The sequence below is a fragment of the Halobacillus dabanensis genome (assembly GCF_900114165.1).
GTDB lineage: Bacteria > Bacillota > Bacilli > Bacillales > Halobacillaceae > Halobacillus > Halobacillus dabanensis.
In genome coordinates, this window is record NZ_FOSB01000005.1 from 122,900 (window position 1) to 145,772 (window position 22,873).

26 protein-coding genes and 1 pseudogene are annotated in these 22,873 nt (G+C 43.5%); 14 read left to right on the forward strand and 13 right to left on the reverse strand.

The window, feature by feature from the left end:
• Nucleotides 1-458: 458 nt before the first annotated feature.
• The gene (locus BMZ58_RS10055) at nucleotides 459-848 is read right to left on the reverse strand and encodes an SET domain-containing protein (protein WP_075036430.1); all 390 of its coding nucleotides are present in this window, start codon (nucleotides 846-848) and stop codon (nucleotides 459-461) included.
• A gap of 311 nt (nucleotides 849-1,159) precedes the next feature.
• Here BMZ58_RS10055 and BMZ58_RS10060 point away from each other — a divergent pair, with 311 nt between their 5' ends.
• Nucleotides 1,160-2,686, forward strand: a complete 1,527-nt coding sequence (locus tag BMZ58_RS10060; protein WP_139207328.1) for a glycine betaine uptake BCCT transporter — start codon at nucleotides 1,160-1,162, stop codon at nucleotides 2,684-2,686.
• Between the two features lie 64 nt (nucleotides 2,687-2,750).
• On the opposite strand, the gene BMZ58_RS10065 is transcribed toward BMZ58_RS10060, so the two are convergent.
• Complete coding sequence (locus BMZ58_RS10065) at nucleotides 2,751-3,314, reverse strand: FAD-dependent oxidoreductase (protein ID WP_075036431.1); 564 nt, start codon at nucleotides 3,312-3,314, stop codon at nucleotides 2,751-2,753.
• 154 nt (nucleotides 3,315-3,468) lie between these two features.
• Here BMZ58_RS10065 and BMZ58_RS10070 point away from each other — a divergent pair, with 154 nt between their 5' ends.
• Nucleotides 3,469-4,857 (forward strand): MFS transporter, encoded by a 1,389-nt coding sequence (locus BMZ58_RS10070; RefSeq protein WP_083412675.1) that lies wholly within the window; start codon nucleotides 3,469-3,471, stop codon nucleotides 4,855-4,857.
• 136 nt (nucleotides 4,858-4,993) lie between these two features.
• On the opposite strand, the gene BMZ58_RS10075 is transcribed toward BMZ58_RS10070, so the two are convergent.
• The gene (locus tag BMZ58_RS10075; RefSeq protein WP_075036432.1) at nucleotides 4,994-5,332 is read right to left on the reverse strand and encodes a hypothetical protein; all 339 of its coding nucleotides are present in this window, start codon (nucleotides 5,330-5,332) and stop codon (nucleotides 4,994-4,996) included.
• Between the two features lie 107 nt (nucleotides 5,333-5,439).
• Nucleotides 5,440-5,607 (reverse strand): hypothetical protein, encoded by a 168-nt coding sequence (locus BMZ58_RS21115; RefSeq protein WP_167360063.1) that lies wholly within the window; start codon nucleotides 5,605-5,607, stop codon nucleotides 5,440-5,442.
• A gap of 103 nt (nucleotides 5,608-5,710) precedes the next feature.
• On the opposite strand from BMZ58_RS21115, the gene BMZ58_RS10080 reads away from it, so the two are divergent.
• The 5 genes from BMZ58_RS10080 to BMZ58_RS10095 all read left to right on the forward strand — a co-directional run bounded on the left by BMZ58_RS10080 (nucleotide 5,711) and on the right by BMZ58_RS10095 (nucleotide 9,464).
• On the forward strand, nucleotides 5,711-6,247 hold the full coding sequence (locus BMZ58_RS10080) for an HD domain-containing protein (RefSeq protein WP_075036433.1): 537 nt from the start codon (nucleotides 5,711-5,713) through the stop codon (nucleotides 6,245-6,247).
• A gap of 491 nt (nucleotides 6,248-6,738) precedes the next feature.
• A complete protein-coding gene (locus BMZ58_RS21120; protein WP_167360064.1) occupies nucleotides 6,739-6,876 on the forward strand; it encodes a hypothetical protein in 138 nt (45 codons plus the stop codon).
• Between the two features lie 111 nt (nucleotides 6,877-6,987).
• On the forward strand, nucleotides 6,988-7,119 hold the full coding sequence (locus tag BMZ58_RS21615; protein WP_279626128.1) for a hypothetical protein: 132 nt from the start codon (nucleotides 6,988-6,990) through the stop codon (nucleotides 7,117-7,119).
• Between the two features lie 388 nt (nucleotides 7,120-7,507).
• Nucleotides 7,508-7,933 carry a YwpF-like family protein gene (locus BMZ58_RS10090; RefSeq protein ID WP_075036435.1) on the forward strand — a complete coding sequence of 142 codons (426 nt, stop codon included), beginning with the start codon at nucleotides 7,508-7,510 and terminating at the stop codon, nucleotides 7,931-7,933.
• A 169-nt stretch (nucleotides 7,934-8,102) separates the two neighbouring features.
• Nucleotides 8,103-9,464, forward strand: a complete 1,362-nt coding sequence (locus BMZ58_RS10095) for a TrkH family potassium uptake protein (RefSeq protein ID WP_075036436.1) — start codon at nucleotides 8,103-8,105, stop codon at nucleotides 9,462-9,464.
• 454 nt (nucleotides 9,465-9,918) lie between these two features.
• Here BMZ58_RS10095 and BMZ58_RS10100 read toward each other — a convergent pair whose 3' ends face one another.
• A complete protein-coding gene (locus BMZ58_RS10100; protein WP_075036437.1) occupies nucleotides 9,919-10,044 on the reverse strand; it encodes a YjcZ family sporulation protein in 126 nt (41 codons plus the stop codon).
• A gap of 75 nt (nucleotides 10,045-10,119) precedes the next feature.
• The gene (locus BMZ58_RS10105; protein ID WP_075036438.1) at nucleotides 10,120-10,323 is read right to left on the reverse strand and encodes a hypothetical protein; all 204 of its coding nucleotides are present in this window, start codon (nucleotides 10,321-10,323) and stop codon (nucleotides 10,120-10,122) included.
• Between the two features lie 270 nt (nucleotides 10,324-10,593).
• On the opposite strand from BMZ58_RS10105, the pseudogene BMZ58_RS10110 reads away from it, so the two are divergent.
• The 4 genes and pseudogenes from BMZ58_RS10110 to BMZ58_RS21125 all read left to right on the forward strand — a co-directional run bounded on the left by BMZ58_RS10110 (nucleotide 10,594) and on the right by BMZ58_RS21125 (nucleotide 14,638).
• Nucleotides 10,594-12,079 (forward strand): annotated as a pseudogene (locus BMZ58_RS10110) (phytoene desaturase family protein).
• Entirely contained in the window at nucleotides 12,076-13,551 is a 1,476-nt protein-coding gene (locus BMZ58_RS10115) for a phytoene desaturase family protein (protein ID WP_075036439.1), read from the forward strand. Before BMZ58_RS10110 ends, BMZ58_RS10115 begins: the two are co-directional and overlap by 4 nt.
• Before the next feature lie 2 nt (nucleotides 13,552-13,553).
• Nucleotides 13,554-14,390, forward strand: coding sequence for a phytoene/squalene synthase family protein (locus BMZ58_RS10120; RefSeq protein ID WP_075036440.1), 837 nt, complete (start codon nucleotides 13,554-13,556; stop codon nucleotides 14,388-14,390).
• Nucleotides 14,391-14,491: 101 nt separating this feature from the next.
• Complete coding sequence (locus tag BMZ58_RS21125; RefSeq protein ID WP_167360065.1) at nucleotides 14,492-14,638, forward strand: hypothetical protein; 147 nt, start codon at nucleotides 14,492-14,494, stop codon at nucleotides 14,636-14,638.
• Between the two features lie 132 nt (nucleotides 14,639-14,770).
• On the opposite strand, the gene BMZ58_RS20805 is transcribed toward BMZ58_RS21125, so the two are convergent.
• The 6 genes from BMZ58_RS20805 to BMZ58_RS10145 all read right to left on the reverse strand — a co-directional run bounded on the left by BMZ58_RS20805 (nucleotide 14,771) and on the right by BMZ58_RS10145 (nucleotide 19,818).
• Nucleotides 14,771-14,914 (reverse strand): DUF4021 domain-containing protein, encoded by a 144-nt coding sequence (locus BMZ58_RS20805; RefSeq protein WP_139207329.1) that lies wholly within the window; start codon nucleotides 14,912-14,914, stop codon nucleotides 14,771-14,773.
• A gap of 80 nt (nucleotides 14,915-14,994) precedes the next feature.
• A complete protein-coding gene (locus BMZ58_RS10125) occupies nucleotides 14,995-16,467 on the reverse strand; it encodes a phytoene desaturase family protein (protein WP_075036441.1) in 1,473 nt (490 codons plus the stop codon).
• On the reverse strand, nucleotides 16,464-17,573 hold the full coding sequence (locus tag BMZ58_RS10130; RefSeq protein WP_083412676.1) for a glycosyltransferase family 2 protein: 1,110 nt from the start codon (nucleotides 17,571-17,573) through the stop codon (nucleotides 16,464-16,466). Before BMZ58_RS10130 ends, BMZ58_RS10125 begins: the two co-directional genes overlap by 4 nt.
• A gap of 18 nt (nucleotides 17,574-17,591) precedes the next feature.
• Nucleotides 17,592-18,254, reverse strand: coding sequence for a lysophospholipid acyltransferase family protein (locus tag BMZ58_RS10135; RefSeq protein ID WP_075036442.1), 663 nt, complete (start codon nucleotides 18,252-18,254; stop codon nucleotides 17,592-17,594).
• The gene (locus BMZ58_RS10140; RefSeq protein ID WP_075036443.1) at nucleotides 18,235-19,005 is read right to left on the reverse strand and encodes a carotenoid biosynthesis protein; all 771 of its coding nucleotides are present in this window, start codon (nucleotides 19,003-19,005) and stop codon (nucleotides 18,235-18,237) included. Before BMZ58_RS10140 ends, BMZ58_RS10135 begins: the two co-directional genes overlap by 20 nt.
• 303 nt (nucleotides 19,006-19,308) lie before the next feature.
• Nucleotides 19,309-19,818: a DoxX family protein gene (locus BMZ58_RS10145; protein WP_075036444.1), complete on the reverse strand. Its 510-nt coding sequence runs from the start codon at nucleotides 19,816-19,818 to the stop codon at nucleotides 19,309-19,311.
• Nucleotides 19,819-21,386: 1,568 nt separating this feature from the next.
• Here BMZ58_RS10145 and BMZ58_RS10155 point away from each other — a divergent pair.
• From BMZ58_RS10155 to BMZ58_RS10165, 3 genes are all read left to right on the forward strand, one after another.
• Nucleotides 21,387-21,611, forward strand: coding sequence for a DUF1659 domain-containing protein (locus BMZ58_RS10155; protein WP_075036446.1), 225 nt, complete (start codon nucleotides 21,387-21,389; stop codon nucleotides 21,609-21,611).
• A 19-nt stretch (nucleotides 21,612-21,630) separates the two neighbouring features.
• Nucleotides 21,631-21,843 (forward strand): DUF2922 domain-containing protein, encoded by a 213-nt coding sequence (locus BMZ58_RS10160; protein WP_075036447.1) that lies wholly within the window; start codon nucleotides 21,631-21,633, stop codon nucleotides 21,841-21,843.
• Nucleotides 21,844-21,970: 127 nt separating this feature from the next.
• Nucleotides 21,971-22,102: a YvrJ family protein gene (locus BMZ58_RS10165; RefSeq protein WP_075036618.1), complete on the forward strand. Its 132-nt coding sequence runs from the start codon at nucleotides 21,971-21,973 to the stop codon at nucleotides 22,100-22,102.
• A 62-nt stretch (nucleotides 22,103-22,164) separates the two neighbouring features.
• Here BMZ58_RS10165 and lepB read toward each other — a convergent pair whose 3' ends face one another.
• On the reverse strand, nucleotides 22,165-22,686 hold the full coding sequence (gene lepB, locus BMZ58_RS10170; protein ID WP_075036448.1) for a signal peptidase I: 522 nt from the start codon (nucleotides 22,684-22,686) through the stop codon (nucleotides 22,165-22,167).
• Between the last annotated feature and the right edge of the window lie 187 nt (nucleotides 22,687-22,873).

Consider the following 22,873-nt stretch of genomic DNA (forward strand, 5'->3'; position numbering starts at 1 on the left):
CTCCCAATTCTTGAAAACTCAGTTTTGAGATGTTTCCGGGATTCGTTGCCGTGTTGGGCGTCAGGGGTGGTTGGGAAGCTACTCGCTTTCCTGTGGGGGAACTGCCGAGCTTCCTCGGGCTATCGCCCTGTGGGATCTCGCCTACTTCCTTCTCCCACGGGAGTCTCCCAGCTTCCCCACCACCCCATTACATGCAGTGAGCAACGAACCCCTTCGCTTGAACATACAAGCAGAGTTCCCAAGAAGTGGTTTCGGAGACACTGATATGGCAAAGGGGCGGAGGGGAATGGCGAGACTCCCACGGTAAGCGAGTCATTTCCCGCAGCCCATCCACTTATATAAAAGTATCGAAACTGAGTCTTCAACTATCCTGCCAGTTAGTGGAAGGTAGGATTAATCGCATCAAAAAAGAGGAGTTTCCTTAGTTGAAAGGAAGCTCCTCTTTTTAGTTGGGAAACTTATTGATCATCTTCTTCCTGGTCGAACCATAGAAGATCCTGCTCATCAACAAAACCATTATAATTAATGTAGACTTCTTCATCAGCCTTAATATCTTTATATGCGTAAAAATCAAAGGAATGATTATCAAAGTTAATCACATAATCGGCATTCGGTTCATAAGAGTGGTTGAACATCATCCCATAGCCTAATACAAAAGCTGTATGGTTTTCTCCGTATTCAAACGCGTAATCCGCGAGCCGTGTCTTTTCGATATGCACATGCTCCTCGTTCGGGTATGGAATAACGGGAGCCTGGTGGATCAGCTCATTTTTGGCGATATCGCGCTTAGCGAATACACCTCTGTTCAATTCATCGTTCTCCAGCGTAGACGTACGTACTTCGATCATCTTCTTCACCTGCGCTTTCTATATTTCTTACTCTCCCGCAAAGCTTATAACAATGAGGAATAAATGGGTACAATCAAGCGAAAAGCGACCAGCCGTTCTTGATATAGGCAACCACGACCATTTCGTTCATTGGTTCGGGTGTTTCAGGGCGCTTTTGCTTTCTTATCATCCATCGTTCCATTTCCTGTTTTAGTCTGACAGGTATGCTATAGGAAAGCAACTTTCTTATTATTCAGTTTTTCTTCTTCGAATAAGATTAGCGGTCTTTAAGATAATAAAGATAAATCTCCGTAAAGGAAGGAGCCGCACCTGTGCTTAGTAAATTTACTACGGTATTCAAAATATCTGCAAGCATCATGCTGATCCTTGTCGTCATCGGTGTCGTCTGGCCGGATGGCCTGGAGGAAACGACGACAACCGTGAAAGATTTCATTGCAAATAAACTTGGCTGGTATTATTTGATCGTTGTCACACTATTCATGCTCGTCTGTCTGACGTTTTTATTCACACCACTTGGCAGGATCAAGCTGGGTAAAAAGGGGGAGAAACCTGAATTCTCGCGTCCGACATGGATTGCCATGCTCTTTAGTGCCGGGATGGGGATCGGGATTGTATTTTGGGGTACGGCTGAACCAATCAGTCACTATGCCATCAGTTCCCCGACAGGAGAAACAGCAACAGATCAAGCGATCAAAGATGCCATGCGGTTCACCTATTTTCACTGGGGTATCCATGCATGGGCCATTTATGGCATTGTAGCACTTGTTCTTGCTTACTTTAATTTTCGTCACGACCATGCTGGGTTGATCAGTGCCACACTGAAACCGTTGATCGGGGAAAAAGCGGCAGAGGGAGTGATCGGAAAAGTGATCGACATCCTCGCTGTCATCGCGACGGTTATAGGTGTCGCGACAACGCTCGGGTTCGGTGCGGTACAAATCAATGGAGGATTGTCTTACCTGTTTGATATTCCAACAGGTATCCTGGTTCAATTTATCATCATTGCGATTGTGACGGTGTTGTTCATGATTTCTGCATGGACGGGATTAGGAAAAGGTATTAAAATTTTGAGTAATGCGAATATGGGACTCGCCGGTTTGTTATTTTTGCTTGTATTTATTTTCGGTCCGACGATGTTCATTCTTAATTTGTTTACAAACTCGATCGGTGCATATTTTCAATATTTGCCTAATATGAGTTTTCGCATCGCACCTCTAAATCCAGAGACACGCGAATGGATCAATGCCTGGACAATTTTTTATTGGGCCTGGTGGATCGCCTGGTCTCCTTTCGTAGGAGTATTCATCGCTCGAGTTTCCAGAGGACGCAGTATTCGTGAGTTCGTGTTCACGGTGTTGATCGTTCCTTCTGTCATTGGTTTTCTATGGTTTTCAACATTCGGAGGTACGGCGATCAACCTCGAACATAACGCCGTTGATACGATTTCCTCTTTAGCTACAGAAGAATCGTTGTTCGGAGTGTTTTCGAACATTCCATTCGGCTGGGTTGCTTCGGTTGTAGCGATGCTGCTGATCGCCACTTTCTTCATTACCTCTGCGGATTCAGGAACATTTGTATTAGGTATGATGACGACAGGGGGATCGGAAACACCTGGCAATACCATTAAATTGACTTGGGGCGGATTACTATCCGCAACTGCCCTTGCATTACTTTATACTGGTGGCCTTCAAGCCCTGCAAAACACGATGATTATCGCTGCTTTGCCGTTTTCGATTATCATGCTCCTGATGGTCATCAGCTTCATTAAAGCGATATATAAAGAAGGACGGGAACTCGGTGTCGGTCGCTTCCATCCACCTAAGGATAAAAAATCATAAAAATATCCCCTGCTCACCAGTGGAGCAGGGGATATTCATTGTCTGGCAACTTAGGTGGGATAGTTTACTTCCCTAAGACGTCATGGTCTACATACCGCTTGCCATTCAGTTCACTTATGACGTTGATGGCGACTTTTGCGCCATCGCCGGAAGTAATGATCGTGTGTACACTGACACCGGCAACGGTTCCTGCGGCCCAAACTTTTGGCAGGGAGGTGTGACCGTGCGCATCGACCTTAATGATTTTCGCTACCCGGGGCTCAATACCATCAACGATTTCCAAACCGAGTTCTTCCCCGGCTTTTACAGACATTCCCGTCGCAAAAATGATATGGTCTGCTTCATAACTACCCTCCGAAGTTTCGATGATATAGAGTGTTCCGTCTTCTTTGATCGAAACAACTTCTTCCTTCACAATTTCAGCTCCGAACTTTTCGGCTTGTTTTTGCCCTTGTTCCAACAATTTAGGCCCCTCGATCGGATCTGTGCCGTAATGATTCTCGACCCAGGCTTTAGCTGTGATACTTTTTCCACTGTCAAAAAGAATGGTCTTCTTTCCAGCCTTCGCTGTGAAAAGTCCAGCACTCGCTCCAGCTGGCCCGGCTCCAATAATGGCTACATCATACATGCACCTTCACTCCTTTTCATAAAATCCATGCTATGTCCATTATATCTGAATTGTCGAATAATTTAAATTTCCAGTTTTGAAGGATTAGTCGTTGCTTTCTATGAGGAAGTCTTGTATGATTCATTTCGGGTATCGAAAGAAAAGGGGGAGGTCAATGATGAATGAAGAGCAGACGGTCCGTAATCCGAAGGGGTTATTGATCTCTCTTTGTGCGGTCATGATGATGTCTGTAATGAATGGAACGATGTTTAACATTGCCGTTCCGGACATCGCAAAAACCTATCAGCTGATGCCGTCAGAGGTCAGTTGGGTGATGACTGGTTATATTATGGTTTATGCTGTCGGTGCGTTGACTTATGGAAAACTTGCCGATTTTTATCCATACCGGACGTTGATTACATTCGGTTTGAGTATTTTCTGTATCGGATCTTTATTTGGATTCTTTGCACAAAACTATGCGATGGTTCTATTAGCGAGGGTGATCCAAGCGTTGGGAGGAGCGATGATTCCGGCTCTTGTCTTTTTGGCCCCTATTCGCTACTTCCCTAATGAACGCGGAAAGGTATTGGGGATCGTTTCATCCGTAATGGCTTTCGCTTCTGGTGTCGGTCCGATTGCTGGTGGATTTATCGCTGGATTTCTTGATTGGCGTTATTTATTTTTAACGTCTGCCTTGATTATTGTCACCTTGCCGTTTTTACGGAAAAACTTGCCACAGGAAGAAGCGAAGAAAGGCTATATCGATTACCTTGGAGCTGCTTTGATTGCTGGAGTGATATCGACATTGCTCCTTGGAATTACTCTAGGTATTTCCTGGTTGTTCCTCCTATCTGTCACATGTTTCGGTCTGAATATATGGCGGATGAAGTCGATTGATGAACCGTTCATACCGGCTCATTTATTTAAAAATATCAAATACCGGGCGACAATCATTACAAGTTTTCTTGGGGTCGTCTGTTTGTTCGGAATGATGTTCATGCTGCCGATCATGTTCCGGGATGCTTACGGAATGGGGACGATGATGATCGGACTTGTGCTTTTTCCGGGAGCATTGAGTGCGGCATTGATGGGGCAAAAAGGAGGCAGACTTGTAGATACGAAAGGAAATATATTCGTACTTTATCTTGCGCTTACACTGCTTGCATCCGGTTTTCTGCTGCTTTCTACTCTCGTTGGCGCACATCCGTATGTAGTTAGTGCGACCATCATTGTTGCATACATGAGTTTTCCGCTCGTGCAAGCATCATCAGCCGATCTATTAGCCAACATCCTTCATAAAAATGAAACAGGTGTCGGCATGGGGGTCTTCAACCTGCTCAATTTCGTTTCAGGAGCACTCAGCGGTGCATTGATAGGGAAATCACTGGATGTTTTTGATCCGAACCAGCCGTTCAATTGGTTCGGTTTTGAAGGAACCACTGCCGTATACAGTAACGTGTTCTTAGTGTTTTCGCTTATCATAGTTCTAGGTTTCCTGCAATTCCGTTTTAATTATCATAAAAAAGAACGGGTATATGCCCGGAAGAAAGCTGCTTCATTATAAGAGTTTGCAATAAAACGTCCAGGGATGATCCATCCCTGGACGTTTTTTATACTCTCTACAAAATCTAGTATTCGTTTGAGGGCTAATGCCGTTTCATGTACTTGCTTGGACTTTTCATTTAGAGATACAAAAAATATTATACTGATATAGAAGTGTCGCTTTCCATTGTGCTTCCGCTATACCTTCTTCGGCAATTGCTTTCTGCGATATTCTCTCGACAGATACCTTCTATTTCATCATAAACTTGGTCGACACATTCTCCGTCAATAATCATAACAAACGAATGATCGAGATCCATGAATAAGAAAAAAGATAATAATTTCGGTAGATGGCCCCCGTCAGCTATCAAATGGTTCTGATGTAAGTATAAGTCGCATCCGTTCTTGGAGATCGTTTTATATAATTTCATTACCTGATTTGTTTTTAACGGAATCTTTAATGTAATTTGGTAAGAAGACAGTTCCTGCACTGCCATCACCTCCGTAATGTTTTGTTAGTATATCACTACCCCTGCCCCGACGAGACTAAACATCCGGGTGCATATAGACTTCTCCCAACATTATTCGACTCTCCTTAGGTGGGTTAAGGACGCTCAGGCGAAAGGCTGTACGTAAAGGTTTTTGGACATGCTGATTGATAAGCCTTCTTTTTCTCTATGTTCTGTTCCGGGTCCGAGCTGATCACCTGAATCCATTCTTTTGCATAAGCTGAGGCTAACCCCTGAATGACTGTTCGCAGGCGATTTGCCATAGGTTTTTGTTTTCCATGATAGGGTAAACTTTTGAAGAGTCTTGTTCTCGTCCAGAGAACATGATATGATCTTTTTTAAAATTTATAAATCGGAGGTGATCGTATGAATAGAGTGACTCTCGTGGATGTGTTCAAACATCGGATTACACAGAAATATTTGCAGCGATCAGGCATCCATCACGCGGTCACCGTCAGTGAATATGCGTTTGAAATGGCTCTGGCACATGGAGTGGATCCAGATTTAGCAACAAAGTCTGCGCTGCTTCATGATATGGGGCATTATGAATGGTACCGGGACGGGAAATGGGATTACGATGAATATCGAAAGTCAGATATCCACGCCATCAAAGGGGCAGAACGAGCCCATAAATTGCTGATCCGCTTAGGGGAAGACCGCCTTGTAGCCAAGGAAGTATCTGTTGCTGTCCTTCTTCATACCGATAGCTACCTGCCCTTCGGTTTAGAAGAAAAAAGGACACCGCTTCAACATGTAGTTGCAAAAGCCGATGAAAAAGATGAACAGCCGATGGGTTTGCATCATTATAAGAAGATGGATAAAAGTGAAGCGATTGAAAAGCTGAAAGAGCTTGATGTGCAAATTGAAAAAGTGTTAAAAGAAGGTAAAGAGCTTTCTGGTTGAATGATTATCATAAGTTTCCGGTAAGTCCCATACATTAGTAAGGGCAGGGGCGTTTCGTCAAGCAATGGCATAGGGCTTTTTTTCCTCGCCATTGCTTCCATTAAATAAATCGTTGGTTGGTAAACAGTAAAAAGTCAAGAATTTTTTGGAAATAGGCTTTACTTTCATGAAAAGGTCCTATATAATTTCCAGTGTAAGAAAAATTTCTCAGAAAGCGAGGTCGAATGCAATGAATAAAAAAATGACAGCAAACCTAACGAACTTCATATCATCGACCTGCGCTCAGGTATTTTACTGAGATCTACGATTATTTACTAAAAAGCACTCATAACAGCCGCAGGAGATGCATAATGTATTCCTGTGGCTTTTTTAATGGAAAGATTTTTCTCCAAAAGCCGCAGTATGCCTGCGGCTTTTTCTTATGGAATCTAAGGGTAATTTTACTCTTTAGATATAAAATTACAATTTCATCGATAAAGGAGGGATTTCCAATGACGATTCAATTTTTCATCTTTACGATCACTGTCGCAAAGAACAAGAAGCAAACCTATCCACCTGTACCCGGTTACAAACCATCAGTCCAAGAGGAATGGCTAGATCGTAAATCTGCATTCAGCCGCTACATGTAAAAAAATAAGGAGGAGATTACAATGGGAGAGATATTAAGAATTGCTTTTATGAACTGGTTGAATGTTGAGAAGGATACCGCTTAGCCTCATTTCGCAGAGGAGGAAAAAATCATGAGACTCCATTTTATTATTTTTACGATTATTATTGAGCGTTCGGATGTTAAGAAAATCGATCAATCCATCCAACGTAAACGATTGATCGAAGATAGAATAAATGAAACGAAAAATAAGTACCATCTATAAAACCACGAGCCCCTGTCTACGAAAGCAGGGGCTCGTTTTCCTATTCATTGTCAACAAAATTATTTTCTTGTTAAAAAAACACAAGGAGTGGGAATAACAATGGCACATGGAATTAAAGAAATCATCAAAAATGAACCGAATCGAGTGTAGGACACCGAAAGTCATCCTATTGTAAGCAATGGTTCGCTGTATTTGAGGTGGATAAGGAAGGCAGGGAAGCAACTGTCGATTCCGTTGACCACGCGAGGGAAAGCAGGTGAAACTAAATAGAGGGAGGTTGTATACATAAAAGGGGAAGATTTTATTAACGAAAGATAAAATCTATCTTTGCCCACTCTCTCCGAGTATTCTATAATAGAAGTAATTATCATTCCCGGAGGTCATTCGAGTGAAAACCTTTAAATTGATTTCTTTGGATATCATGGAAGAACAGAATGAAGATCTTACTCAACGCAGAATCAAACTGCAGGATGGGCTGATCATCAATAGGGAAGATGATCATGGCCGTTGGGTCATTGAAGCCTATGTGGATGAAAGTTATCGTGAGTTTTTTGAAACGATGCGTGAAAATGAAGAAGAAATAATCGTCCAGGTGAAGATCACCAAACAAAGCAATCGGCCAGCAACTTTCATGGTGAAAGCGATCGATGTGAATATGATCGGTGACCGGATGAATGTTATTTTCATGGGTACGATCGTCGATCGCCAACAGGAACAAGTGGAGAAAGTGTTGAAACAATTAATGGACGAAGGTTATCAGGGAGAAGATCTTCTTACAGAATTCAAAAAAAGAGGTCAAGAATCCAAGGCATAACATGTATACGAAAAGTGGAGGCGTCTGGTTTTCAGACGCCTCCGGTGTGTGTATTGGTAGAGATGACAGAGGGAATTATAATAGTACAAGTAGTTTGTCGAATATCCTGCTATATGATGAGTGATGATATCCATCCTTCAGGTAGCAACATCAAAGGAGTTTTACTTTTATGTGGGTGAGAAGAAAAAGTCTGCGATGGCTCAATACTTTATCGCCATTCCAATTAATCGCCTTATATTATCTAGCAGCCGTCACCATTGCATCCATACTTATCGCACTTCCAATCGCTCACAGGGATGGAGTGGATCTTGAATTCATAGATATCCTGTTTACCGCTGTCAGTGCCGTTAGTGTTACAGGTTTAACAACGGTTCCCACAGCAGAGTCATTCAGTACGACCGGCTATTTCATTATAGCGATCGTCCTCCAATTAGGAGGGATCGGTGTCATGACAATCGGGACACTGATATGGCTGATGCTTGGAAAGAAAATCGGGTTGAAAGAGCGCCGGTTGATCATGACAGACCAGAACCAGACATCTTTCTCTGGTATGGTACGGCTTGTCAAGCAAATCGTCCTTGTCGTACTTTTGATTGAACTGATCGGCTTCCTCGTTTTAGGCACTTATTTTTTACAGTACTACGAACCAGGGGAAGCGTATCTTCAAGGCTTTTTCGGTACAATCAGTGCGATGACCAATGGTGGGTTCGATATCACAGGACAGTCATTGATTCCGTTCCGGGACGATTATTTTGTCCAGTTTATCAATATCATCTTGATCGTCGCTGGTGCTATCGGTTTTCCTGTATTGATCGAAGTCAAACAGTATTTAATGCAAAATCAGGACGAGAAAACGATTCGATTTTCTCTATTTGCCAAACTGACGACCTTCACTTTTTTCGTTTTAGTCGTATTTGGCACAATCATGATCGTTATTTTAGAATCCAACCACTTCTTTCAAGGCAGATCCTGGCATGAAGTCTTTTTCTATGCCCTTTTCCAGTCTGTGACGACCAGAAGTGGGGGACTTGCGACGATGGACATCAATGAATTTACCGAACAGACACAGATTTTCATGTCCTCCCTGATGTTCATCGGAGCGTCACCAAGCAGTGTTGGTGGCGGTATTCGTACAACAACTTTCGCGCTCGTTGTCATCTTTGTGTTGACGTTCGCAAGAGGCGGGAACAATATTCGGATTTTCCGAAGAGAGATCCACCCGGAGGATTTAAATAAAGCAGTGGTTGTTACGATTGTCGCCCTATTCGTGTGTTTCAGTGCTGTCATGACACTGTCCATCACAGAGCCGTTTACGTTGAATGAAATCCTTTTTGAAGTGTGTTCCGCATTCGGTACGGTCGGTTTGTCCTTAGGCATTACCCCAGGTTTATCATCGTTCGGAAAAATCGTCCTGATGCTGTTGATGTTCCTCGGACGAATCGGTTTGTTGACATTCCTATTCTCCTTCAAAAAACATGATAAAGCGCAAGGTAAGTACCATTATCCAAGAGAGAGAATCATTATTGGTTAGTAATAGGGATCCGTATTATATCGGAAAAGATATGGAATTACCTATGAAGGAAATGGTCTTAATCAATTGGATGGTCCGTTACTTTCTATAACTGACAACGAGAAATTATCCGGAACAAATCAGGAAGCGACAACCAAAAGCACACAGCCGAACGGCTGTGTGCTTTTTTACTGTCGAGCTCAGACAGGATACTCGCGTCATAGGAAGAAAACTAACCTTCCTGCAGATCCTTTGCTTAACCCTTTCATGTCTCCCTGAGCGACCTGTGCCGTAATTTTAAAAGAAGGAATGAAATATTTTTTGTGGCGACAGGAAGCCGGGAAAGTAACTGAAAACCATGTGCTCAAGGAAAAATGCGACGGCCGGTTCGCGATTCCAAACGAAACCGTTTAAAAAACTCTTCAAGGTTGAGCTCCTCCGAACGATTCTCCGCCGACCGTCCTCCCTTTAGGTCTTAGTAATAAAATGCTGCACCGACAATGATCAATAGGATGAACAATACGACGATCAAGGCAAAGTTGTTGCCATAACCTCGCGGCCTGCCGCAATGTCTTCCTCCGTAAGGATAGCCTCCGTACATAAGCTCACCTCCTGTTGTTACATAGGTAGCCTATGCAGGAGTGGGGAGCAGTGTATGGTTATTTACCCAGTTCCCTCAATTCATGAACGTCGGAGGAGAAAGTTTTGTGATTTTACTCTTTTGATGCATGCTGTTCGCCTGTTGTTCTTGATGATGTTCACACTGGTCCATTTCTTCACACCAATGATTCAGTTGCTCGTTACTATATTGGTTATGAGGTGGGGAGTGTGTTGTATGAGAAGGGAAATAGGGTCCAGAAATCCTTTGATTTGAATACATAAGCCTGCCTCCTTCGCTGCTATTATCCCCGGATCCATCACTTTTATCCTTATAAAAATCCGTCATTACTAACTAAAAGACTCTCTGGATGCTTAACGAATGTATACTTTACTATGCTGGAAGGTTATAACAAACGATGGAAGGGTACATCCTTTACATACAAGAAAGGGTGGGGGACACATTGCGAAAGCATCCATAATAGTTCTTGCTGTACATATTTTGTATAATGATTGCATAACAGAAGTTCGGGGCGGGAAAGGAAATGATCTTATGAAAAAAATTGCCATAATCGGAGCAGGTCCAGGGGGATTGGCGGCAGCTATGATCCTTTCCTCCCATGGTTATGATATCCATGTATACGAAAAACAGAAAGCCGTCGGGGGGAGAAATGGCCACTTCACCATCGGCGATTATACGTTCGATATCGGTCCTACATTTCTAAGTATGCCACAAATCATGGAAGAGATTTTCTCTATGTCAGGCAGAAACGTCTATGAGTATATGGACATGAAAGAACTCTCGCCTATGTATGAACTTCAATTTGATGGGAAAAGGGTGCCGATGTATCGCGACCGCGAAAAAAATGCTGAAAGTCATCGGTGAGCATTTCCCTGGAAATGAACAAGGTTATGACGGTTTCATGAAGGATACAAGAGAGAAGATGCAGGCATTGATGCCACTCTTACAAACTAGACACAATAAATGGACGGATTATGTGAGTAAAAGAGCATTGAAGGCTCTCCCGAAGCTTTCGCTTGGAAAGTCCGTTTATGATGTGCTTTCTGACTATTTTACCGATGAGAGGCTGAAAATCGCATTCACCTTCCAGGCGAAGTATTTAGGGATGTCGCCATGGGAGTGTCCTGGTGCCTTTTCGATTCTTTCCTATATGGAACACGAGTGGGGCGTTTTCCACCCGATCGGAGGAGTGAATCAGCTTTCTAAAGCGATGGCAAAAGTGACAGAAGAGCATGGCGGAAAAATCCATCTTCGTCAAGGGGTCAAGCGGATCAGAGTAGAAGGAAAAACCATCACAGGGCTTGAACTTGAAACAGGGGAACATGTCCATGCTGACGAATATATTATCAATGCTGACTTTGCAGAAGCCATGACCAATCTCGTCGATGATGGGGTTTTACGCAGCCATTCGAAAAAGAAACTCGAAAAAAAGAAGTTTTCCTGTTCCACATTCATGATTTACGTAGGAATCGATAAACTGTATGACATGCCTCACCATACGATTCTTTTCGCTGAAGATTATCAAAAAAACGTGAATGAAATGACAAGAGATCTCGTTTTATCTGAGGAGCCTTCCATCTACATCCATAACGCAAGTGTGACAGATCCGACACTCGCGCCTCCCGGGCATTCGGCCGTCTATATCCTTGCACCTGTACCGAACAATTATTCGGAAATCGATTGGGAGGAAAAACAGGAAACATTCAAGACTTTAATCTATGAGGAACTCGAGAAGAAGACAGGATTCAAAGATATAAGGAAACATATCGTAGAGGAGAAGGTGCTGACTCCAAAACAGTGGGAGAACGATCATTCTGTTTACAAGGGAGCAACATTCAGTTTAGGACATCAACTTTCCCAAATGATGTATTTCCGCCCGCATAACCGTTTCCAAGAGCTTGAACACTGTTGGCTTGTCGGAGGGGGAACCCATCCTGGAAGCGGATTACCGACAATCCTCGAATCTGCACGAATCACAACAGGATGGATCAGAGAGAAGGAGGAGCAGACGACATGAGCCATACAGCAATTGTGGGCAGCGGCATCGGTGGGTTGGTGACTGCTTTACTACTATCCCGGGATGAAGGTCGTACCATCTCGATTTTTGAAAAAAACGACCATCTCGGCGGACGTTTAACCTATGAACGTCATGGTGACTTTAAAATCGATCAAGGACCGACGATCGTCCTTTTACCTGATATGCTACTCCGTATTCTGGAAGAGGGGGGACTAGATCGTGAAGATATCCCGCTCGTTCCGTGTGAGCCTTTATATGATGTACATTTCGCTGATGGGTCGTCTTTTACCAAATATGCTGACAGAAACAAGCAAAACGCTGAGATAAGAAAAAAATTTCCGGGCAATGAAGTGCAGTTTGATCGTTTTTTGACTGATATGCGCACCCGTTTCTTACAAGGGAAAGCACAGTTTTTGGAAAAGTCGTTCGTTGATAAGCGGAGCTTTTTTTCAGGACAGAACTTGAAAACATTGATCCAGTTGAAAGCATATCAAAATGTGAAAAAGATGATGCGCAGCTATTTTGATGATGAGCGTCTGGTCGAGGCCTATACATTACAAACGCTGTACATCGGTGGTCATCCGGAACAGTCCCCAGCCATGTACTCCCTGGTATCTTATAGTGAGCATGCCCACGGGATTTGGTATATGAAGGGAGGCTATGCCCGGCTTGTAGAAATTCTCGAAGCGGAGTTGAAGAAACGGGGAGTTATCATTCATAAAGCGAGTGGAGTCGAAAAAATCAGGACAAATGACGACAAGGCGACATCCTTAGTAATACATGGAACAGAAGTGCCGTTCGATGATGTCGTATTGAACGGTGATTTTCCGGTGATGGATCAACTCTTACCTGCCGAACGGAAGCTTAATCGTAAATATACACCATCTTCAGGTTGTTTACTGCTTTACATGGGACTGGATTGCAAGTATGAGCACCATTCGATTCATCAATTTTTCATGTCGGTGGATTTTGATCAGCATATGAAACAAGTGTTTGCTTATAAACGATTGCCGGATGATCCTTCCTTTTACACCTTCCATCCTTCTCTGATCGACGATTCCTTAGCTCCTGAAGGGAAAAGTGTTTTGTACACACTTATTCCCGTTCCAACCGGCGAAGAGGTGGATTGGTCTTCTAAAGAGGACCTCATCCAAGCTGTTCTGGATCAGATGGAACAAAAGGGCTTTCCGGATTTGCGTGCACATATGGAATGGATGCATGTCAGGACACCGGAAGATGCCGAAAAGGACGGATTGTATGCCGGTGGCAGTTTCGGGATTGCCCCAACATTATTCCAATCCGGAGTATTCCGACCTCAGCTCCAACCTTATCCATTACGTAACGTTTATGCTGTAGGAGCATCTGTGCACCCGGGAGGCGGTGTACCGATTGTGATGCAGGGGGCGAAGCTTTTGGTCGATTATTTGCAATATCAGGGGAAAAGAAGGCATAATTACAAGCGAGGTGTATAGTAATGACCGACTTAAACGAAGCATACGAGCATTGTCGCGAAGTAATCGAAGAACATTCCAAAACGTTTTCTAAAGCATTCGCTATGTTGCCTAAAAAACAAAAACAAGCCGTTTGGGCGATTTATACTTTTTGCCGGCGGGTGGATGATATCGTCGATGAAGGAGCCCATCCGAAAGCGGAGCTGGAAGCATTCTCGCTTGAATTCGATGCGTTCATGGAAGGGAAGCTTGAGCTGAAGGATCCTTGCTGGAAGGCACTGGACGATGTGTTTCGCAACTTTTCCATTGATCCCGATCCCTATTATGACATGATCAAAGGTCAGCGGATGGACCTTTATCCAAATACAATCAAAACAAAAGAAGATTTGCTGCACTATTGTTATCATGTGGCGAGCACGGTCGGTTTAATGCTGCTCCCCGTTATCGCACCCGGCCGTGTGGCGAAATTAAGAAAAGGTGCAATCGAACTCGGGTATGCGATGCAGTTGACGAATATATTGCGGGATATCGGGGAAGATCTCGAAAACGATCGTCTGTATATACCGCAGGACGTTATGGCAGCATATGACTACAGTTATGGTGAACTAAAAGAGAAAAAAGTGAACAAGAACTTTATCCGTATGTGGGAAGACCTTGCCAGTGATGCAGAAATGTATTATGGTCGCGCAATGGAAACCTTGCCGAACTACCCACTCTATTCGAGAGCTCCCGTCGGTGGTGCGTCAAGAATGTATCGTGCGATTCTTCCGGCAGTCAGGAAGAGTGGTTACCAGGTTTTCAAACATCGAAATTACGTCTCCGATCAAGAAAAGAAGCAGATTATTGCAGAGATGCAGTAATGCTGCTTCTTTTTTGCACCTAACCTGTAAAATGTATAAGGCTATCCCCTTTTGCGAATACTTGTACCATCAATGACGTATAAAAGGAAGGTTCTTAAACTATGGCAGAAAAATATCTGATTTATTATCAGGCGAAATCGGGAGTCGTCAAAAAGGTTCCTGTTATGGCAAGTCACAGAGAGAAAGCTCGGGAAGACCACTTAAAGAACAACCCACAATCAAAGATTATGCATGTCCGACTTTTATGAGAGAAAGACGCAATCCTATTTTAAAGGGTTGCATCAAGGAAAGCTCCGCATACAGATTCGTATGCGGAGCTTTTTGATAGGTCAAATTTAATTTTGCATATTTGTTTCGTGTCTTGCAGGGCGCTTCCGCTTTTAAATATCATGCAGTTGATCTTCTTGTTCTGTTTCTAACATTCCATAATCACCATTCATGCGTTGTTCGTCTTGATCTTCACCTAGATTTTGAGAAGGTTGTTGATCTTTCTTTGGTTGTTTCTTGTTGTTTTTGTCATTCATGTCCGGTCACCTCCTTTTTTAGAGTGTCTTAAATATAAGGAGGCTATACAACATGTGTGAATCGGCGCTTTCCAGAAAAATCATTCGATATGAACCAGTTTGCCTAGGATTTGGTTTGCGACATTCTGGCCGCTTAAAACAACCATAGGTGAACCGCCACCAGGATGTGTACTGCCACCGCAAAACCAGAGGCCATCCATATCCTGAGATTTATTGAACGGGCGCATGAATGCCTGGGCCTTGTTGTTGGATGAAGGGCCGTATAGGGATCCGCGATGTGCTCCGAAGGTATCTTTGATAGCTGTAGGATCAAAAACCTTCTCATAACGAAGATGGTCTTTAATCGGGATACCCGAACTCTGCAATCGGTCATAGATATGAGACTTATATGCTTCTTTATCATATCCCGCTTTGTCTGTTAAAGCAGGTGCATTGACAAGGATAAAGCAATTATCGCCGTGTGGAGAGACGGAGTAATCGGATTTCGCTGATGTACAAATATAAATGGTCGGATCTTCTGCATAGTACCCGTTTTTTAGTATGTTGAACTCTTGCTTATAATCTTCCGAGAAAAAAAGGTGGTGGTGCTTTAACCTGTCGATTTTTTTATCCAGCCCCGCCATGATGACAAAAGCAGAAATCGATGGATCGAAAGAATGCAGCTTCTGGTCGGTCAGTGAACGTCTGGCGTTTTTGTCAATCAATTCTGGCACCGCTTGAAGCAAATCACCATTTACAATGATATGGTCTGCTTCAAAACGGTCTCCGTCACTAGTCTCGACACCATACGCTCTTTTATTTTCATGAAGTATCCTGGTCACTTTTGTGCCACTGTACAAACGGACACCGACATTTTCACAAGCTTTCACAAAGCTGTCGGCAATCTTCGTATTCCCTCCCCGGACGAAATACACCCCATCATTCCATTCTAAATGGGCGATCATGCTGAACGTTGCCGGAGCTTGATAAGGATTTGATCCGATATACGTCGAGTAGCGGTTCAACGCCTGGATGATGTGAGGGTTTGAAAAATAGCGCTTGAAAAAATGGTCCATCGATTCCAGCGGGCGAACTTTGGTCATACTTTTTGCAAGAGAAGGGGATAAATAGTCTTTCCATCCGGAAAATGTCCGGTGAAGGAAATGCTTTTTGGATAGGCGGTATAACCGTTCAATTTCCAGTAAGAAGTTTTCATACTCCCGCGCTCCTTTAGGGTCTAAGGCTGCGAGTTGTTTTTTCATATAGGAGCGATCTGTAGAAAAGTCGAACACTGTGCCATCTTTAAACTCATTCCTTGTATGATTTACGAGTTTAGCGAAGGGGAGTTTTTCTTCAGGATTCAACCCTCCTTGCTTCAGGACATCCTGGAATACTTCTGGCATTGTTATCGTATTCGGCCCGAAATCGAAGTGATAGCCCCCTTCATTGACGCTCATCATCTTCCCGCCGAAGTGCTGGTTCTTCTCAAAAAGACGGACATCCACGCCATGTTTAGCAAGGGATACTGCTGCAGATAAACCACCGAGACCGCCTCCGACAATCGCTACCTTCATTGATAGGACCTGCCTTTCCACTGATAAGATTTTCCTCGTTTATGGACTAACATGGATGCCATCATGATGCCGATCAGTAAAAGCACGGCAATGGGCAGCAAAAAGGAGAGCCATAGCGGGTGACCAGTAAGGATATCGACATACATCTTGAATGTCACCGTCATCAAATAGGGAAGCAACAGCGTAAGGTCGCCTGAAACAATCCCGAATACTGCTAAAAAAGCTGGAAGAAGAAATATAACAGTATAAAAGAGTGTGAGGAAAGCGACCATAAGCGTGGATCGCCCGATTCCTGTGTACAGGTTTTTCTTAAATCCAGCCCACGTTTCCCTGCTTGAATCATACATATAGGAAAGGGTAGTGCTCGTTATATTAGCGAGAATCATCTTATAGCCATGCTTTTTTACTTCTCTTGCAATATGTACGTCTTCTACGAGTGATCCTTTCACAGAGGCATGACCTCCAATTGCATTGTACGCCTCCTTTTCAATCATGATGAATATGCCACATGCGGCAGTGAAAAGGGGTTTTGTTGTTTTATTAGCGACAAATAATGGGAGGTGGAGAAGTACGACCATATGTTGCAAAGGTACGAGCATATGACTGAGAAAATGGTTGTTTGGATAATTCGGAAAACCGCTCAGCATGCTTGCTTTTTTTTTCTCCATCGTCGATAGTGTCTGTTCTATCACTGTTGGGCTTACGCGCGCATCCGCATCCAGAAACAAGAAATATTCACCTGTTGCGGCCTCGGAAAGCTGGTGACAGGCATGGACTTTCCCATTCCACCCTTCCGGCAGTTCTTTTCCTTGTAATACACGGAAGCGAGCATCGTCCCGGGACCGTTCAAGGAGCATTTCGTAGGTACCGTCATCAGAATGGTCATCGAGGAGGAGCACTTCCAAATGAGGATAGGAAAGAGCTTGCAGCGAATACATCAATCCATGGACATTGTCCGCTTCGTTACGAAGGGGAACAAGCAAGGACACAGCTGGATTGTGCTTAAGCGTCGTGTTCTTTGACAGGGGAAAAAGGAACAAGCTGTTCGCTAATGTCCATAGATTGATAAGTATGGTAAGGAGAAGCACGAAGGTAAAGAAAGACAAAACGTTCCACCCTTTCTGTCAAATTTTTTTAAAAACTTCATAATCTTCGTGAATGACCCGCTCGCGGAGAATATCGAGTTGTTGCTCTGCTTTCTTTTCAAAATGTTCGGTCATCGACTTACGATCGAGATTCCTATAGCGCTCTTTATCGAGCGGTTCGCCTATGGTGATATAGGCATTCGGTTTTTTCGTATGTTCGAGTGCATAGTAAAGCGAAATGGGCACTACATTGGTATCCGGACATTTTTGGGCAAGATAGGCTATCCCTGAAAAAAACTCAAGCGGCCGTTTTTCCAATGGTTGTTCTGCTCCTTGAGGGAAGATCCAGACCGTCTTAGATGCTTGCAGCAAATCCATACTGTAGCGCAAGGATTCTATCAGATGACGATGATTGTCGCTATTGACCGAATACGCCCCGATGCTGCGAAAAAAGGGAAAGCGCCGGAGACCATCTTCCTGCATCATTCCATACCCGTCAGAACGGATAATCTGATCATTGAGATGAAAAACAAGCAGTGGATCCCACCATGTAGAATGATTGATCAAGAACAACGTTTTCTTATTGGGTGGATTTTCAGGGGCATCGACTAAAATGTTTTGAAAATGATAGTGCAGGAACATCCGGTTGAAGCGGGTGAATCCCCATTGTAGCCAAAGTCGTTTATGAGCGGGTCTGAACATACGATTTCCTCCAAAAATATAAAGCGTACCATACAGCGGTCAACATGCTGACAAGAATGATAGCGAAAAACAATTTTCCGATAAAAGCGATGCAGATAAACATAAAAATGATCATTCCGAATAGGAGACTCATCCTTCGCGGCCATAAACTTGAATCCAACTTAAGAGGCGGCCCCCACAATAGGAAGATCAAGTGGAAGACAGCAGCAACCGTGAACCACCCGAAAAAATTGGAAAAAGGAATATCGTAATAGAGGCCTGCTTCTTGCCAAATCCAATATTCTTTCACTTTAAAGGCGACAGGATCGAGAATGAGATCGATTGTGACAGCCATCAAAGCTCCTGCCAGCAAAAATACAAGTTTACTTATAACAGGTGGCAAGCCACTGGATAGGACACGTGCCAGTTCATGAGAACAACCGATGATCAGTAACCAGGCAAAGCCGATGGTGATCGGTGTATCCACGATTTTCAAACCAAAGTTTTCTGTATAGAAATAGGAACCGAATAAAAAATCATACTCGACGCCAAGATGCTCGATGAAGATACTTGCGATAATGATGACACCACTGTAGATGATTCCACTCCATATTCCGTACATTTTTGAAAAATAGATGCCTGCAACGACCCCGGCAGTTATTAAAAATACGCTATTCGCCCACTCAAGCCAAGGTGGTAATAGATCGAATGTTACTAAAATGACACCGCAAATGTACCAAAAGATAAAAAAGCGGTAAATATAATCGGTCATAAAGCACCTCTTTCCTCCATCGGAATCGTCGTTTGTATGTATAAGTCCCGTTGCTATGATGTTGAAAAAGGGTTTGAGGAAAACGGAACAATGTACTTTCTAAAAAAATCATGAACTACATTTACGCCGATGAAGTAATCATGCTCATGATTGGCACTTAAGGGAGTTTGTGCACCTACATACCACTTGCGGGTATAGGTGGCAGAGTATAAATTGATTCTTCTAAGTTCATCATACCTTTTCAGAGGATAAAATAAACGGAAAAAGCCCTATGCTGGACACATAGGGCTGAAAATAGTCAGGTTATTGGTGAGCAAGGACTCTTTGATTCCGTTTCAAGGTGAAACCCCGTTTTTGTAACATCGGGAGTACCCAGCGGTCCAATCCGTAACGTCCGGCATTTGCTCCTGCTACGAGAAGGAAGATCGTCAGTAACACCATTTGCGGGTTGGTGCTGGTCGTTCCGCTGAATAAGAAAGCGAAATTCATGAGAATGCCACCGAAAGCAGCCAGGTTTGTAAATAATCCTAAGATAAGTGCTATTCCGACGAGAACTTCTCCCCACATGACAAGGAAAGCGAATAGTTCGTGGTTGGGCATGGCGAATTGCTCTAAGAAAACGGCCCACCAGCCCTGGACAGCCGGATGTGCACCTTCCGCTTTACCGATCGCGCCTTGCAGGAAACCACTGACTTCAAATCCACCAGTCACTTTCCCAATACCAGAAGTCAACCAGGCATACCCTAAATAAACACGGAATACAGTTAAGACAGCTGCGACGACTTTGTTGTTTCTTAACATTTCATTCATCATGAATCTCACTCCTTATAAAGTTTGTTCACCATTTCACATGATGGGGTGTAAGAGTTTCTTTCTTACAATTCAAGTATAGAAGGAATAGGGAAGTATATCCATAGTTTGTTCATCAATTCACAATCTGTTCAAGAACATATGGCAGTTTTGTGAAATCCTTCTGTTTGCCATTGTTGTGTAAGGGAATACGCTCTATGTATAATGAAGCAGTAACCATCTAAAAATATCCGAAGCAGAGGGACAACTTTTTTGCTAAAATGAAACGTAGAGAGAGGGGTGGGAATCTATGGAATTGATCATGTTTTTTGTCAGTATCATTGTAATGTTGGGTCTGATTGGTCTAACTATCTTCGACAACGGTTAATACTTAATCTTTAGCATTTCTAAAAAAGGTTCAAGAATCCGGCATGCCAAGCCGCTTTCTTGAACCTTTTTTATATTGCACTATTAAGGGAAATAGCAGGCTAATGTAAAACTCGATTCCGAGATATTGTGGTGCTTAAGGGGCTGCGGGAAACGACTCGCTTTCCGTGGGGCGGGCGCTGAGCCTCCTCAGGCTTAACGCCTTGCGGGGTCTCACCTGTCCCGCTAATCCCACAGGAGTCTCGCCGTTTCCCTCCGCCCCTTTATCCATATGAAGCACTTCGGAATCGATCAGCATACTATCAATAGTTGAGTAGGTAAAAGAATTGGTAACACCTATTATAGTACCTTTTCCTAATAGCTCCCTGTCTTGTCCGTTTGGCAGTTTCGAGATACTCGATAAGGTAATTCGATAAGGTAATGGTGGGTGGAAAGCTGCAAGACTCCTGCGGGAAAGGATAGACTGCGACATGCGGGGGCTCGCCAGTCTATCCTTTCCCGTTCTTACACCTGAATGGACCTACATTCAAAAGGATTGCATAAGCCATATTTGCACTATCCAGCTCCAGTGTCTAGCGGCTAGTGAGACTTCCCTCGCTTCTGTACGATAAGTCAACATCGAATCGCTACGCTCTTCGTGTTTCCTTTATCTCCTCCAGCTCTAGACTAGTTCGGTGTCTAGCCTCTCAAGGTCTTAGGCCTCACAGGAAGCGGGGTCGTTCGGTGTTGCAACAGGACGTTGCGAACTTAACCTAACTATTTATTAGTCATTTCAGGAAGAAGAACACTCCCTGTAATGATTGTTCTTAAGCTGGTAGAGGCTGACCAAGATACCTCCACGTTTGAACGTCCAGTCCATCCGCCGCTGACCAAGGCACATCCGCTTTCGCATTAGGAGTCTCCCCATTCCCCTCCGCCCCCTTTACCATATCGGTGTCTCGAAACCACTTCTAGAGAACTCTGCTTGTATGCTCAAGAGAAGAGGTAATATCAAACGCCCCAATGGTTATTCCATACGTAAAAGCTTGATATAGAGCGCTTCATATCTGCTTATGAGTGAGAGGAAGACGTCCCGCCACACCTATCCACTCACCAAACATCCCGAAACTGAGTGTTCAAGATAAGGGAGGTTAGGAGATTTTTTAGGATGGGAGACACCTTTTGTTAGGTTGTTTCGATTATAGAAGTGAGAGGAGGTGAAGCACATGGCTGTGAATACAATAAAAGTAGATACACGCTTACAACTCGTTTTATCAGAAGGACAAGATGGAGAAGGAAACATGCTGTTGAAAAAGAAATCATTCAACAATGTAAAAATGAACGCAGCAGATGAACAATTGCATACGGTCGCAATTGCTCTTGCCCCCCTGCAGACACACATCCTGATCGATATCGCCCGTGACGACCGCTCACTTTTGATTGAAGAATAAAAAAGAAGAGGACAAATGAATGAAAAAGCTGGAGCTGAAATTTTTGAATGAAGAAGGTAAAGTGGTAACCATCAGTGTCGATGATCCGATTGAACCTGCAGATCCGACATTGGTCCACGCAGCTATGGATGCCATCATCGCAGAAGGATGCTTCTATTCCAGTGGAGGCGACCTCGTCGAGAAAAAAGAAGCACGAATTGTAGAACGAAACGTCTATGGTATCGAAATCTAAGGGAGAGAGCCGCTACATTCATTTGCTAGCGGCTTTTTTTCTTACCATGAACATCCAGTAATAGGTGAGTAAGTTATTCCCATTCTTGTTTGGATAAATAGGGGATTATAAGGAGGAAAAGATGGAAATGGATGCGTGGTTGTCTATTATCGCCGATGTGGGCTTTCCTGTTGCGGTCACCTTCTATTTATTGCACCGTGTAGAAGGAAAGCTGGATCAGCTGATCGAAACCCTACATCAACTACCTGAAAAAATGTAGGATGGAAGTTTAATATCTTAAAGTAAAAAACAGCCTGGATCACTGCCAGGCTGTTTGCTTTTTTAATTTGTGAGGCCCCATTGATTTAATGGGTAGATGACGAGTTCTGTACGGCCGATGATTTCTTCTTCTTCGACGAAGCCGAGACCATTACGGCTGTCTTTACTGATCGAACGGTTGTCACCCATGACAAAATACTTTCCTTCAGGGACTTCAACAGGACCGAAATCTCTCGTTGCAGAAGCCGCTTCTTCTGTTAAATACCCTTGTGTTTCCTTTTCTCCATTTACATACAGTTCATGTTCACGGATTTCCACTGTGTCTCCTGGCTGACCAATGACCCGCTTGACGTAGCTTTTCACTGGACGTTCAATGATGACGATGTCCCCGCGGGCGGGTTCGTCTATATAATACACGATTTTATTAAACATCACTCGTTCACCGTTTTGAAGTGTCGGATCCATACTGGCACCTTCCACAATCGACGTGGCGAAGAAGAATGTTCTAAGAATAAAGGCCAATGTAATGGCGACGGCAATTGCTTTCAACCATTCCAACCATTCTTTTTTAGATTGCTCAGACAATCTCATCTTCCTTTCTCGATGAACATAAAATAATTCGTACTTAATTTTACCATATAAACGAATAAATAAAAGATAGCGCTGAGATTTTAACGAAGATGTAACATAAACTTTCTTTACATTTTACTGTTAACCACTGTCGAATATTAAGAACATTTACCGATTTCCTTTACAAACTGAGGGAAAATTG